Below are 14,002 nucleotides of genomic sequence, written 5' to 3'. Positions count from 1 at the left end.
TTATGAGACAGCAGTAGGTGAGAGGTATAGATTTTTTTCTTTTGGAGATGCTATGATACTTATTTAGTATAAGAAGATATTTTATGGAATTTTTAAAATAAATAAGTGGCTGGTAATACTAAAAACTCCGAAGAAGGGAGCATTTTAATAATGCATTCTTCGGAGTTTAAGCTTGGTTTAGATTTTTATTTAAATCTTTCACTCTGTTCTTTTATAAGCTCTACATCGTCAAAGTAGTTAATTTTCATTGCTGTTTTAACTTCGGAAAGGGTTTTGGCTGCTGTTTTTTCGGCTTTTTCACTGCCTTTTTTGAGGATGTCATATACAGCAGGAATGTTTTTCTCATATTCTTTCCTTCTTGCTCTAATTGGCTCAAGCTCTTCTTCAAGGACTGCATTTAAGAATCGTTTTACCTTCACATCGCCAAGTCCGCCGGCTTGATAATGAGCTTTAAGAGCAGACAGATTTTCGTATTCAGGAAGATATTTGCTAAAACTGTCTTCTTTTACAAAGGCATCAAGATATGTAAATACAGTATTACCTTCTATTTTGCCGGGATCACTTACCTTTACATGGTCAGGATCTGTATACATACTCATTACTTTTGTTTTTACTTCTTCAGCACTGTCTGAAAGATAGATACAGTTTCCGAGAGATTTGCTCATTTTAGCCTTTCCGTCTGTGCCGGGAAGACGCTTGCAGGCCTCGTTATCCGGAAGCATGATATTTGGCTCAATAAGAACATCACTGTAAGTAAAATTAAACTTTCTTACTATTTCACGAGTCTGTTCTATCATTGGTTCCTGATCTTCTCCGACAGGTACATGAGTTGCCTTAAATGCAGTAATATCAGCAGCCTGGCTGATAGGATAGGTAAAGAAACCAACAGGTATACTTGTTTCAAAATTTCTCATTTGAATTTCAGATTTTACAGTAGGATTACGCTGGAGTCTTGAAACTGTAACTAAATCCATGTAATAGAAAGACAGCTCGCAAAGTTCAGGTATCTGAGACTGGATAAAGAGAGTACATTTTTCAGGGTCAAGTCCCACTGAAAGATAATCAAGAGCAACCTCTATTATATTTTGCCTTACTTTTTCAGGATTTTCAGCATTGTCAGTAAGTGCCTGTGCATCAGCTATCATAATGTATATTTCATCAAACTCTCCGGAATTTTGAAGTTCAACCCTTCTCTTTAGAGAGCCTACGTAGTGGCCTAAATGGAGTTTGCCGGTAGGCCTATCACCGGTTAAAATAATTTTAGACATTTAATTTCCTTCTTTCATATATAATAACATTTATCTTGACATAAGCTGTAGCACTTCGCCTATGTACATATAATGATAATCTTTGTCACCGTAGAACCTTTCATCAATAGTCGGGTCGATGAAGTCTTCAGGGTTAAGCTTAGTTACGGAGAGTTTTTTCATAATGATAATGTCCCTGCCTTCGTCAATATAAGGGGTTCCATTGTGATATTCTACGTGGAATTTTGCATTGTTAATTTTATTTTCATTTCTACCGGAAACACTTCCAATATACTTAAGCATAAGTCCTGTGGCTTTATTTGGAGCAAAGTGTGTTATTGAAAATGTATTATACTTGTCAAGAAATTCTTTGGTATATCTGCTGCCTCTTACAAAAACAAAACCAACATCTTTATTCCATATTACTCCCATGCCTCCCCAAGATATGGTCATGGTGTTTACATTGCCCTCTTCTCCACAAGTAAGTAGGGCAGGTTCTTCATTAATTTGAAATGGATTAAGAGTAAGTATGTCATTTGTATAAGGCTGAAACGTATGTGCCATTTAAAACCTCCTAAGTTTAGCTTTTCAAAGAATAGTAATAGTATATCAAAAATAGATAATAGTTTCTATACCTTTGTAAAGATTTGCTAAAAATAAAAAAAATATAAAATATCCTTGAATTTTATGATAAAAAGTAGTAGTATAGCCGTTATACTTAAAAGACAAATGTCTACGAGAGGAAGACAAGGAGAATAAATATGGAAAAGTTAAGAGTTGGCGTATTAGGTGCAACAGGTATGGTGGGACAGAGGTTTATATCTCTGCTTGAAAATCATGAGTGGTTTGAAGTTGTCTGTGTGGCCGCATCTCCAAGAAGTGCAGGAAAGACTTATGAAGAAGCGGTAGGTGACAGATGGAAGTTAGAAACCCCTATGCCTGAGAAAATTAAGCACTTAATAGTTGATAATGTAAATGAGGTTGAAAGGGTTAGTGAAAAAGTAGATTTTGTTTTCAGTGCCGTAGATATGACTAAGGATGAAATTAAGGCGATAGAAGAAGCGTATGCTAAGACAGAAACTCCGGTAGTTTCTAATAACTCAGCTCATCGCTGGACACCTGATGTGCCTATGGTAGTACCTGAAATCAATCCGGAACATCTTGAAGTAATTAAATTTCAGCAGCAGCGTCTTGGTGCGAAAAAAGGATTTATAGCAGTTAAGCCAAACTGCTCTATTCAGAGTTACACTCCTGCTCTTCATGCTCTTAAAGAGTTTAATCCTGTACGAGTGGTAGCTACAACTTATCAGGCTATTTCGGGAGCCGGCAAGAATTTTAAGGATTGGCCTGAAATGATTTCTAATATTATTCCTTATATTGGCGGAGAAGAAGAGAAGAGCGAGCAGGAACCACTCCGTATTTGGGGGAAGGTTGAAAATGGCGTAATAGTTAAGGCGGAAGCCCCTCTTATTACAACTCAGTGTATAAGAGTTCCTGTGCTTAACGGACATACAGCAGCTGTGTTTGTAGATTTTGAGAAAAAGCCGTCTAAGGAAGAGATGATAGAAAGATGGAGAAACTTTAAGGGACTTCCGCAGGAATTAGAACTTCCAAGTGCGCCAAAAAATTTCATACAGTATCTTGAAGAGGATAACCGTCCTCAGGTAGCACTTGATGTAGACTACGAAAGAGGGATGGGAGTTTCGATAGGAAGACTTCGTGAGGATAGTCTTTTCCAGTACAAGTTTGTAGGACTTTCACACAATACTTTAAGAGGAGCGGCAGGCGGTGCGGTGCTGATAGCAGAACTTCTTGTAAAACAGGGAAGAATTGAGAAAAAATAAAAAATAGAATATTTAAAAGAAAAATGCCTCGAGCTTTTGATATAGCTTTGAGGTATTTTCTATTTGTTGGCAGCTTTGATTATTAAAGAAGTTTTGAAAAATTACGGTTAGAATGTTATAATTATAAGAAAGTTTATTATAAAGTTGCTTTAATGCTGTTAGCAATGGAGATAAGACTGATGGACAAAAATAAGAAAAAAAGATTACATGATATTGTTTTAGGACTGACCTTGCTTATTCTATCCTCTGCATTATTTGTGATAGATTTGATAAATGTAAGTTCTGCGGATGTATTGAGAAAAAATGTTGTTGTATCTGTTGATGGTAAAAAGATAGCTAAATATCCTCTTTCAAAAAATGCGAGATATGAACTTGAAGGCTCCCATCTTGGGAAAAATACTCTTATCATAAAAGATGGAAAAGCCTATATATTAGAAGCAAACTGTCCGGACAAGCAGTGTGTAAAGCAGGGGAAGATAGCGAGAACGGGAGAAATGCTTGTATGTTTGCCAAATAGGATTGTAGTTAAGATAGAAGACAGTGAAAATGATGAAGCAGTTATAGATGGGGTTTCAGGCTGAGGAGGGAGAGAGTGGCAAAGAAGGTATCAATGTATGGAATACTGGTGGCTTTGGCGTTTATTGCAAGCTACATAGAGGTGCTTATTCCATTTAATTTTCATGTTCCGGGAATGAAACTTGGACTTGCGAATATAATAGTTTTATTAGCTATGTATACAGGTGGATTGAGAACAGGTATTACGGTGTCCATAATAAGAATTGTCTTGGTAGGTTTTACTTTTGGAAATCCATACAGTGCAATTTATGGGCTTTCAGGAGGAATTCTAAGTTTTGTTATAATGGCAGTTCTAAAAAAAACAGATTTTTTTGGGATAGTGGGAGTAAGTATAGCAGGTGGGGTAACTCATAATATCGGTCAGTTGTTTTGTGCTATGGTACTTTTGAAGTTACCAGCAGTCTTTTCTTATCTTTATTATATGATATTTATTGGGGTTATAACCGGAGCATTAATAGGTATAATTGGAGAGGAGATTTTGAAAAGGACTGAAAAAATAGTTGATTTTATATAAACTATTAAGCTATGTAGACATTGAAAAGCAGGATTTAATAAAGCTAAAAAATAACCAGAATGTAGCTTTAAATTACATTCTGGTTATTTTTATATTTTAGATAGACTGTTAATTCTTTGGTAAAATATTAACAACCTGATTTCTTCCGTTTCGTTTTCCGTAATATAGTTTTGCATCCACTTCATCAAGCATTTGCTGAATGGTGCTACCTTCTGTATATGGAGTTATTCCTATCGTCATGGTTACAGGGACGGTTATTTCATTACGATATACTACAGGAGTATTTTCTATTTCTTTTCTTATGCGCTCAGCTGTCTCAATAGCCTGTTTTTCATCGGTTTTTAGTAAAACAAGAATTTCTTCTCCACCCCAGCGAAAAACATGGTCATTGTTTTTGACACCTCGTACGATGGTGTTAGCAATATTTTTTAGAACTTCATCTCCACAGTCATGACCATAAGTGTCATTAATGCTTTTGAATTTATCAATATCCATAAGTAAAATACAGAAAGTACTATGTTTAATTTTTACATCTCTATAGAGAGATTTTAAATAATGATTCAGACTTTTACGATTTAGTAAATGTGTGAGTGAATCATAATTTACATATTTTTCCAGTTCTTCAACAAAAAATTTTCCACCGAAATAGGAGACTAGATTAATGCATAAAAGCATTAAGAATAAACCTATATAACGAAGAGTCATATTTACTAAGAAATATTCATCTCTTACAGGTAATAGTCTGTCGCCGTTAATTACCCAAGAAATAAACATTGATATGACAACTCCTGCAGTTGCAATTGTTACTAAAGGAGGGTCAAAGAAAAAAACGGTGACTACAACAAAGAGGACGGCATATGCCCAAAAATCATTAAAAGGCCAAATATATGAGATTCCATTCCATTGTATAATTATAATTGCGATGATTATAAATTTCGCCACTTTTAATTTCTGAGGCTTTACAAATCCATCTTCATCAAAACCGGTACGAATAAAGTAAATTCCTATAAACAAATAAATAAAATCTGAGAGTACAAACATCCACATAGCAAATTCATTAACATCAGGATACCATCCAATATAATGAAGGGTTGTAATCGTTGCACTGGCACATAAACAAAGGAGTGGAATTAAAAATAAAATTATTCCATAGACTCGGTTTATATAAGCATCTAAGGCAGAAAGCTCAGACTGGACAGCAAATTTTTTCTTATCATTTCTCTTAATTTTCATGGTCGTAAATTCAATGCTCCAATCAACAATAATAAAATTAGAAGTAATCTGAAAATATAATATTAACTAATCGATTATATTAGAATATCATAAATCTATATGACTGTCAATCATGGCTTATAGTTGGCGCTCTGCCGAATTTATAAGAACTCTTGTAATTTTTAACTTCATATGATATAATGATATACTGTCATAGCATATATTTAGCTATAATTTAAGGAGGATATAATAAAACATGAGTGTACAGATTGAGAATTTAGAACAAAAAAATATGGTGAAGCTTACCATTGAAAGAGAAGCACAAGAACTAGAAGCAGCAATTAATAAGGTATATCATAAGCAGAAGAACAGAATTGCTGTTCCTGGATTCCGTAAGGGAAAAGCACCTCTTGCTATGATTGAAAAAATGTATGGTGCAGAAGTATTTTTCGAAGATGCAGCAAATGAAATTATTGGTGCAGCTTACGAGGAAGCTGCTAATGAAAGTGGCTTAGAGATAGTTTCACAGCCGGAGATAGAAGTAACACAGATTGAGAAAGGAAAGTCTTTTATATTTACAGCAACAGTTGCAACTAAGCCGGAGGTTGAACTTGGAGAGTATAAGGGAGTGCAGGTTCCTAAGGTTGATACAGAGGTTTCAGAAGAGGAACTTAATAATGAAATTGATATTGACAGAAATAAAAATGCAAGAACTATCAAAGTTGAAGATGGTGAGGCGATAAACGGTGATGAAACTGTTATTGATTTTGATGGTTATGTAGATGGTGAGCAGTTTGAAGGTGGAAAGAGTGAGAATTATCCACTTACACTTGGCTCTCATGCTTTTATTGAAGGTTTTGAAGACCAGATTGTTGGGCATAAAGTTAATGATGAGTTCGATGTAAACGTTACTTTCCCAGAAGAGTATCATGCAAAGGCTCTTGCAGGAAAGCCGGCAGTATTTAAGGTAGTCCTTAAAGAGATTAAGCGTAAGGAACTTCCTGAGTTAAATGATGATTTTGTGCAGGATGTAAGTGAATATAATACTGTAGCTGAGTACAAAGAGGCTCTTACAAAGAGAGTATCTGAGCGTAAAGCTAATACAGCTAAGAGTGCAAAGGAAGAGGCTGCTATTGATAAGGTAATTGAGTTAGCTAAGATGGATATTCCAGAAGCTATGATAGAGTCACAGACTCGTCAGATGGCGCAGGACTTTGCAAATAGAATTCGCCAGCAGGGTCTTAGTCCTGAGCAGTATTTCCAGTTTACAGGAATGAGTCCTGATACATTTATGGAGAATCTCAGGCCACAGGCTCTTAAGAGAATTCAGAGTAGACTTGTGCTTGAGGCAGTTGTTAAGGCTGAGAATATAGAGGCATCTGAAGAAGACTTTAACAAAGAGCTTGAGGAAATGTCAAAGGCTTATAATATTGAAATAGAAAAGCTTAAAGAGTCTATCGGCGAAGAAGAGAAGAAGAGCATGATGACTGATCTTGCAGTATCTAAGGCAGTTGACTTCATCAGAGATGCTGCAGTAGAATCTGAGGAAGGTGAAGCACCAAAGAAGGCTACAAGAAAGCCAAGAAAGAAGAAAGAAGAGACAACTGAAGAATAAATAGTACTGGAGGTAAGGTATGAGTTTAACTCCTTATGTTATTGAACAGACTAGCCAGGGCGAAAGACAGTATGATATCTATTCTAGACTGCTGAAAGACAGGATTATATTTTTGGGTGAAGAAGTAACAGATTATTCTGCAAATATTGTAATAGCGCAGTTACTTTTTCTTGAAGCAGAAGATCCGTCTAAAGATATCCATCTATATATAAACAGTCCCGGAGGTTCTGTTACAGCCGGAATGGCAATCTATGATACTATGAATTATATTAAATGTGATGTGTCAACTATCTGCATGGGGCTTGCAGCAAGTATGGGAGCTTTCCTTCTTGCAGGTGGTGCGAAGGGAAAGAGGTTTGCACTTCCTAATTCAGAGATTATGATTCATCAGCCTTCAGGTGGTGCAAGGGGACAGGCATCGGATATTAAGATTGTTGCAGATAATATTATCAAGACACGTCGTAAGTTGAATGAGATGCTTTCAGCTAATACAGGAAGACCAATAGAAGAGATTGAAAGAGATACCGAGCGTGATAATTTTATGACTGCAGAAGAGGCTAAGACTTATGGTCTCATTGATGAAATAGTTAGCAAGAGAGCATAGAATCGAGGAATTGTAGATGGCGAAGAGTAATGAACAGGGTAAATTAAAATGCTCATTTTGTGGAAAACCGCAGGATCAGGTCAGAAAGCTTATTGCAGGACAGGGGGTTTATATCTGTGATGAATGTATTGGTCTTTGTTCAGAAATTATAGAAGAAGAATTTGAAATGGACGAAGAAATTACAGGATTTAACCTATATAAGCCTGAGCAAATTAAAGATTTTTTGGATCAATATGTAATAGGACAGGATGATGCGAAAAAAGCTCTTGCCGTAGCAGTTTATAATCACTATAAAAGAGTTTCTATGGGTAAGAGTTTGGATGTTGAACTGCAAAAAAGCAATATAGTAATGGTAGGGCCTACTGGTTCAGGTAAGACTTATCTTGCACAGACCTTAGCAAAACTATTAAATGTGCCTTTTGCCATTGCTGATGCGACAACTCTTACAGAAGCAGGTTATGTAGGTGAGGATGTTGAAAATGTGCTTTTAAAACTTATTCAGTCAGCAGACTATGATATAGACAGGGCAGAGCATGGTATAATTTACATTGATGAAATAGACAAAATTACAAGAAAGTCTGAGAATACTTCGATTACAAGGGATGTATCAGGTGAAGGTGTACAGCAGGCTTTGCTTAAGATGCTTGAAGGTACGGTGGCATCAGTACCTCCACAAGGTGGAAGAAAGCATCCACATCAGGAGTTTTTGCAGATAGATACTAAGGATATATTGTTTATTTGTGGTGGGGCTTTTGATGGAATTGAAAAAATCATTGAGTCTAGAATTGATAAAAAATCAATAGGATTTGGTGGTGAAGTTGAGGATAGGTCTAAAAATAATATATCTGATACACTGAAGCAGATAGCTCCACAAGATTTTGTGAAATTTGGAATGATTCCTGAGTTCATAGGTAGAGTACCTATAGTTGTTGCTCTTGATCTGCTTGACGAGAATGCGCTTATGCGAATAGTTACTGAACCTAAAAATGCTGTGATTAAACAATATAAGAAACTTCTTGAATTTGATGGTGTAGAACTTGTGTTTGAAGAAGATGCGATAAGAGAAGTAGCGAAGCAATCTGCTGAAAGGAAAACAGGAGCAAGAGGTCTTAAGGCTATAATGGAGAAGACTATGCTTGATACTATGTTTACCATTCCGTCTGAGGAAAAAGCAGTTAAGTGCATAGTTACTGCAGCAGCTGTAAAGGGTGAGGAAAAACCACAGGTTATTTATTCTGAGGATAAGCCTCCTAAAAAAGGAATAAGTTTTAAGAAAAAAACAAGTAATAAAGGCGAAATAGCATGATGGAACAGATGTCTTTTTTTGACACAGGCCGTAATGTTACTCCTCTGGCTGACAGGTTAAGGCCAGAGGAGTTTTCTGCATTTGCGGGCCAAGAACATTTAATTGGTGAAGGTAAGCTATTAAGAAGGCTTATAGAAAATGATAATATATCATCTATGATATTCTGGGGGCCGCCCGGAGTAGGGAAAACTACTTTGGCGGGGATAATAGCGGCTAAGACTCAGGCAGAGTTTATTAATTTTAGTGCAGTTACCAGCGGAATTAAGGAAATTAAAGAGGTAATGGCTAAAGCAGATGAAACTAAAAGACTAGGGTTGAAAACTGTGTTATTTGTTGATGAGATTCATCGCTTTAATAAGGCACAGCAGGATGCTTTTCTTCCTTTCGTAGAAAGGGGAAGTATAATTTTGATAGGGGCGACAACTGAAAATCCTTCTTTTGAGATTAATGCGGCGTTGCTATCCAGATGTAAGGTATTTGTATTAAAACAGCTTACTACGAAAGATATTGCTAAACTTTTAACAAGGGCGTTGCGGGATAAAAAAGGTTTTGGTATGCTTAATGTAGAAATAGCTGATGAGCTGGTATATGCAATAGCCTTATTTTCAAATGGTGATGCAAGGACGGCTCTTAATACCCTTGAAATGGCTATAAACAATGGTGAATTTACCAAAGAAAAAACTGTAGTTACAAAGGAAATAGTGGAACAGTGTACCGGTAAGAAAGCGTTGCTCTATGATAAAAATGGTGAAGAGCATTATAATTTGATTTCTGCTTTGCATAAATCTATGAGGAATTCTGATCCAGATGCGGCTATATATTGGCTGGTTAGAATGCTTGAGGCAGGAGAAGAGCCATTGTATATAGCGAGAAGAGTTATAAGATTTGCAAGTGAAGATGTTGGGCTAGCTGATATTAATGCCCTTCCTTTAGCTGTAGCTGCATATCAAGCTTGTCATTATATTGGTATGCCGGAGTGCAGTGTGAATCTTATGGAAGCTGTCACATATATGGCATTAGCACCTAAATCAAATGCAATGGAAGTAGGGTATTTTAAGGCTAGAGATGATGTAGCAAAGACATTTTCAGAACCTGTACCACTTCATATAAGAAATGCTCCAACAAAACTTATGGCTGAACTTGATTATGGTAAAGGCTATCAGTATGCACATAACTATGAAGAAAAGATAACTAAGATGAAATGTCTTCCTGAAGTGTTGGCGGATAGGCACTACTATGAACCACATGGGATGGGAGCAGAAAAAGAATTTAAGGCAAGGCTTGAAGAAATCAGAAAATATAGGGAGGGATGAGGATGATTTACTTAGATAATGCAGCGACAACAAGGGTGAAACCTAAAGAGGTGGTAGAGGCTGTAACAAATGCACTTACAACACTTGGTAATGCTGAAAGAGGTACACATTCTGCATCTCTCGGAGCATCTAGAACAGTTTTTTCTACAAGGCTGAAATTGGCTAAGTTTTTTAATGCGGAAGGGCCGTCTAACATAGTATTTACGATGAATGCTACTGAGAGCTTAAATATAGCTATCAAGGGTGTATTAAAAAAGGGAGATGCAGTAATTTCAACCTGTCTTGAGCATAATTCTGTACTTCGTCCGCTCTATCAGATGCGTGATAAAGGAGTGGATCTTTCATTTGTTGGAGCTGATGAACTTGGAAGACTTTGTTACGAAGAATTTGAAAGTCTTATAAAGCCTAATACAAAGGCTATAATTACAACTGCAGGTTCAAATCTTACGGGAAATCTTGTTGATATAAGGCGAGTTGGAGAGATTGCAAAAAGACATGGGCTTATTTTTGTGGTAGATGCATCTCAGACGGCAGGAGTATTTAAGATAGATGTAAAAGAACTGAATATAGATATTCTTTGCTTTACAGGACACAAAGGGCTTTTAGGACCACAGGGGACAGGCGGTATTTATGTAAGAACAGGAGTAGAGGTTCAACCTTATCTTTCAGGTGGTACAGGAGTTCAGACTTATAATGAATACCAGCCTTTAGAAATGCCAACTAGACTTGAAGCAGGTACCCTTAATGGACATGGGATAGCCGGACTTGATGCGGCTGTTGACTATATTAATGAGTTTGGCATGAAGAAAATTCATGACAGGGAGATAGCCCTTATGTGGAGATTTTACAATGGAGTAAAGGACATTAAGGGAATCAAAATATATGGAGATTTTGAGACAAAAGATCGTTGTCCGATAGTTTCGCTAAATCTTTCTGATTATGAGTCGGGAGCCGTAAGTGATGAACTTTTTGAAAGATTTGAGATAGCTACAAGGTCGGGGGGACATTGTGCACCTCTTATGCACAAAGCACTTGGAACAATAGACCAGGGAGCTGTAAGATTCAGTTTTTCGCATTTTAATACGGAAGAAGAGATAGATAAGGCAATTAATGCAGTGAAAACATTGGCTGAGGAATAGGAATATTTGATAGATAAGTACTATAATGCTATCTATTTATAGTTATAGTCTATTAGACTAATCCTTGTGAAAATGATAGACTTTAATAAATAAAAATGTATGGAGGTAGCTATGGAGAAGAAATTAGACTGTAAGGGTATGGCTTGTCCGTTGCCGGTAGTAACAGCAAAAAAAGCCATTGAAGAATTTACAGAGGAAGGCATTGTTGAAGTTACAGTTGATAATGAGACAGCAGTTCAGAACCTACTAAAACTTGCAGGAAAAAATAACTTTAACGCAGCAAGCGAGAAAAAGTCGGAGGAAGAGTTTGTAGTAAGAATTGAAGTAAAGCCTGAGGGTGAGGAAATAAAGAACGATGGTGAAAAGAAGTCGGGGCCTACTACAGTAGTTATTTCCGGTTCTACAATGGGAAGTGGAGATGATGAACTTGGTAAAAATTTGATGAAAGCATATATTTTTGCTCTTACAAATGTAACACCTACTCCTGACAATATAATATTCTATAACGGTGGTGCATATCTTACAGTGGAAGGTTCTGCATCTTTGGAGGATCTTAAGAACCTTGAGAAAGCAGGAGTGAATATAATGACTTGCGGCACCTGTCTTAATTTCTATGGAATAGCTGATAAACTTAGTGTGGGACAGGTATCCAATATGTATGACATTGCCCAGACTATGGCTGATTCGGGCAGTGTTATTCGTCCTTAAGAGGTATTAATGAGAGCAAAAGAGCCTAAGATAGTGGTTACATTTAGCAATACAACAGATGCAATGAAGATGGAAATAGTATGTGTAGAGAATAATGTTGCAGGAAGAATGATTCCTGTGCCGAAAGTAATCTCAGCCGGCTGTGGGCTTGCTTGGTGCTCTGCTCCTGATAATGAGAAGAGAATAAGAGAAGTTCTTGATTTGGCAGGGCTTAAGGAGCAGGCTATACATTATTGTATAATATAATTGACAGACCATAAAAAAAGATATATAATATTCTTGTTGTCCTTTGGGGGCGGTTAGGTAACTGGTGTGCCTCCTGGTCTTCAAAACCAGTGTAGGGCGCGTTTGCGTCCCGGGTGAGTTCGATTCTCACACGCCTTCGCCAGAATATATCGGAGAATATCCGTTTTAGGGTGCTGCCAAGTGCAGTATCCTTTTTTATTTATTACTAAATTTTGAGAAAATTACCTAGTAAATAAAAAATTCTATGAGAGATTATAGTTTGTGCGAAGTTTGTAAATGCATATTTTTTAAGGAGAATGTATGAAAATTTTAAGCATAATAGCTCAGAAACCTATGTCAACAGGAAGTGGAATTTATCTTACGGAATTAGTTAGAGTACTCGCAGAAGAGGGGCATATTCAAGGGGTTGTGGCCGGAGTATATAAGGAAGATGGAATAAACCTACCTAGAGAAACTAAGTTTTATCCGGTATATTTTAATTCTGAGGGATTGCCCTTTAATATTTTTGGTATGTCTGATGAAATGCCGTATGAGAGTACGAGATATTGTGACATGACGGAGGATATGGAAGAAAAGTATAAGAGTGAATTTTTAACTGTGATTGATAGGGCAGTAGATGAAATTAAGCCGGATATTATACTTTGTCATCATCTGTACTTGCTTACAAGCTTTGTAAGAGAGAAATTTTCTGAGCTTAAGGTGTATGGTTTCTGCCATAATACGGATTTAAGACAGATGGGAAAGCATAATTTAGAACGAGAATTTATTATTAATAATATAAGAAAACTAGATAGAATATTTGCACCACAAGAGGCTCAAGCAGAAGAAATTGTAAGAACATATGGAGTAGAAGCTGATAAAATTACACTTGTAGGAATTGGATACAATCAGAATATTTTTAATGTTGATGGAAGAAGAGAGAGTGGTGATGTGAAACGCTTGCTTTTTACCGGAAAAATTGCAGAGAAAAAGGGAGTAATGAGTCTGATTAAAAGTCTTGACAAGATTGATTATGCTCAAAATGAAGTTGAACTTACTTTGGTAGGAGGAGCGGGTAATGAGGAAGAATTAGCGATTATTAAAGATTTGGCAGAAAAATGTAAATATAAGATTAGCTTTACCGGTAGACTTACTCCGTCTGAGGTAGCTAAGAAGTATAGGGAGAATGATATTTTTGTACTGCCTTCATTTTTTGATGCTATCCCACTTGTGGTTATAGAGGCATTAGCTTGTGGAATGAAAGTGGTAGTAACTGAACTTCCGGGAGTGAGAGAATTTTTTGACAAAAATGCACCTAAAGCTAATATCAGATATGTGAAACTGCCTACCTTAGAAAATATGGATGAACCAGTTAAAGAGGAACTGCCTGATTTTGAAGAACGATTAGCAAGAACTATTTCTGAAACCATGGAAGACAAATCTGAGGCCGATGCTATCACTGTGTTAAACCTTTCTTGGGAGAATATTTTGAAGAAAGTTTTGGGATAAAAAATAAAAAAGTAGGCTCCCAGATGCCTACTTTTTATTAACATATGATGGTATTGTGTGAACCAGAGATGATATTATAATACATTATAAAAGGGAATTTGTAAAATTGTTTAATCATATAGCTAATGTTTATTTATAGATAAAAACTATGAAAGTATTATATGCTTTTTTTTCGATATTTGATTATATT

15 protein-coding genes and 1 tRNA gene are annotated in these 14,002 nt (G+C 36.3%); 13 read left to right on the top strand and 3 right to left on the bottom strand.

Annotation, left to right across the window (positions count from 1 at the left end):
- The coding region (locus ACTTG8_RS03010) for an S-adenosylmethionine:tRNA ribosyltransferase-isomerase (protein WP_442560645.1) at positions 1-67 on the top strand (67 nt) is incomplete at its 5' end.
- 118 nt (positions 68-185) lie between these two features.
- Here the strand turns inward: ACTTG8_RS03010 and trpS are convergent.
- Together trpS and ACTTG8_RS03000 are read right to left on the bottom strand one after the other, a co-directional pair.
- Positions 186-1,268: a tryptophan--tRNA ligase gene (trpS, locus tag ACTTG8_RS03005; protein ID WP_442560643.1), complete on the bottom strand. Its 1,083-nt coding sequence runs from the start codon at positions 1,266-1,268 to the stop codon at positions 186-188.
- Between the two features lie 30 nt (positions 1,269-1,298).
- Positions 1,299-1,811 carry a flavin reductase family protein gene (locus ACTTG8_RS03000; protein WP_442560642.1) on the bottom strand — a complete coding sequence of 171 codons (513 nt, stop codon included), beginning with the start codon at positions 1,809-1,811 and terminating at the stop codon, positions 1,299-1,301.
- Between the two features lie 197 nt (positions 1,812-2,008).
- Here ACTTG8_RS03000 and asd point away from each other — a divergent pair, with 197 nt between their 5' ends.
- The 3 genes from asd (at position 2,009) to ACTTG8_RS02985 (ending at position 4,181) form a co-directional block, all read left to right on the top strand.
- Entirely contained in the window at positions 2,009-3,091 is a 1,083-nt protein-coding gene (gene asd, locus ACTTG8_RS02995; RefSeq protein ID WP_442560641.1) for an aspartate-semialdehyde dehydrogenase, read from the top strand.
- A 179-nt stretch (positions 3,092-3,270) separates the two neighbouring features.
- Positions 3,271-3,672: a NusG domain II-containing protein gene (locus tag ACTTG8_RS02990; RefSeq protein WP_442560640.1), complete on the top strand. Its 402-nt coding sequence runs from the start codon at positions 3,271-3,273 to the stop codon at positions 3,670-3,672.
- A gap of 11 nt (positions 3,673-3,683) precedes the next feature.
- Complete coding sequence (locus ACTTG8_RS02985) at positions 3,684-4,181, top strand: Gx transporter family protein (protein ID WP_442560639.1); 498 nt, start codon at positions 3,684-3,686, stop codon at positions 4,179-4,181.
- 108 nt (positions 4,182-4,289) lie between these two features.
- On the opposite strand, the gene ACTTG8_RS02980 is transcribed toward ACTTG8_RS02985, so the two are convergent.
- A complete protein-coding gene (locus ACTTG8_RS02980) occupies positions 4,290-5,414 on the bottom strand; it encodes a GGDEF domain-containing protein (protein WP_442560638.1) in 1,125 nt (374 codons plus the stop codon).
- A 235-nt stretch (positions 5,415-5,649) separates the two neighbouring features.
- Between ACTTG8_RS02980 and tig the strand changes: the two genes are divergently transcribed.
- The 9 genes from tig (at position 5,650) to ACTTG8_RS02935 (ending at position 13,812) form a co-directional block, all read left to right on the top strand.
- Positions 5,650-7,008, top strand: a complete 1,359-nt coding sequence (gene tig / locus ACTTG8_RS02975) for a trigger factor (RefSeq protein WP_442560637.1) — start codon at positions 5,650-5,652, stop codon at positions 7,006-7,008.
- A gap of 19 nt (positions 7,009-7,027) precedes the next feature.
- Entirely contained in the window at positions 7,028-7,612 is a 585-nt protein-coding gene (gene clpP, locus ACTTG8_RS02970) for an ATP-dependent Clp endopeptidase proteolytic subunit ClpP (protein WP_442560636.1), read from the top strand.
- Positions 7,613-7,628: 16 nt separating this feature from the next.
- Complete coding sequence (clpX, locus tag ACTTG8_RS02965; RefSeq protein ID WP_442560635.1) at positions 7,629-8,918, top strand: ATP-dependent Clp protease ATP-binding subunit ClpX; 1,290 nt, start codon at positions 7,629-7,631, stop codon at positions 8,916-8,918.
- Positions 8,918-10,231, top strand: coding sequence for a replication-associated recombination protein A (locus ACTTG8_RS02960; RefSeq protein ID WP_442560644.1), 1,314 nt, complete (start codon positions 8,918-8,920; stop codon positions 10,229-10,231). Before clpX ends, ACTTG8_RS02960 begins: the two co-directional genes overlap by 1 nt.
- A gap of 2 nt (positions 10,232-10,233) precedes the next feature.
- Positions 10,234-11,370 carry an aminotransferase class V-fold PLP-dependent enzyme gene (locus ACTTG8_RS02955; RefSeq protein WP_442560634.1) on the top strand — a complete coding sequence of 379 codons (1,137 nt, stop codon included), beginning with the start codon at positions 10,234-10,236 and terminating at the stop codon, positions 11,368-11,370.
- Positions 11,371-11,481: 111 nt separating this feature from the next.
- Positions 11,482-12,078 (top strand): sulfurtransferase-like selenium metabolism protein YedF, encoded by a 597-nt coding sequence (gene yedF / locus ACTTG8_RS02950; RefSeq protein WP_442560633.1) that lies wholly within the window; start codon positions 11,482-11,484, stop codon positions 12,076-12,078.
- A 9-nt stretch (positions 12,079-12,087) separates the two neighbouring features.
- Positions 12,088-12,324, top strand: coding sequence for a DUF3343 domain-containing protein (locus ACTTG8_RS02945; protein ID WP_442560632.1), 237 nt, complete (start codon positions 12,088-12,090; stop codon positions 12,322-12,324).
- A 45-nt stretch (positions 12,325-12,369) separates the two neighbouring features.
- A tRNA-Sec gene (locus tag ACTTG8_RS02940) sits at positions 12,370-12,466 on the top strand.
- Between the two features lie 158 nt (positions 12,467-12,624).
- On the top strand, positions 12,625-13,812 hold the full coding sequence (locus tag ACTTG8_RS02935) for a glycosyltransferase family 4 protein (protein WP_442560631.1): 1,188 nt from the start codon (positions 12,625-12,627) through the stop codon (positions 13,810-13,812).
- The last annotated feature ends 190 nt before the right edge of the window (positions 13,813-14,002 follow it).

It is taken from the genome of Catonella sp., assembly GCF_052173895.1.
Taxonomy (GTDB): domain Bacteria; phylum Bacillota; class Clostridia; order Lachnospirales; family Lachnospiraceae; genus Catonella.
This window is presented reverse-complemented; position numbering and strand designations above follow the sequence as displayed.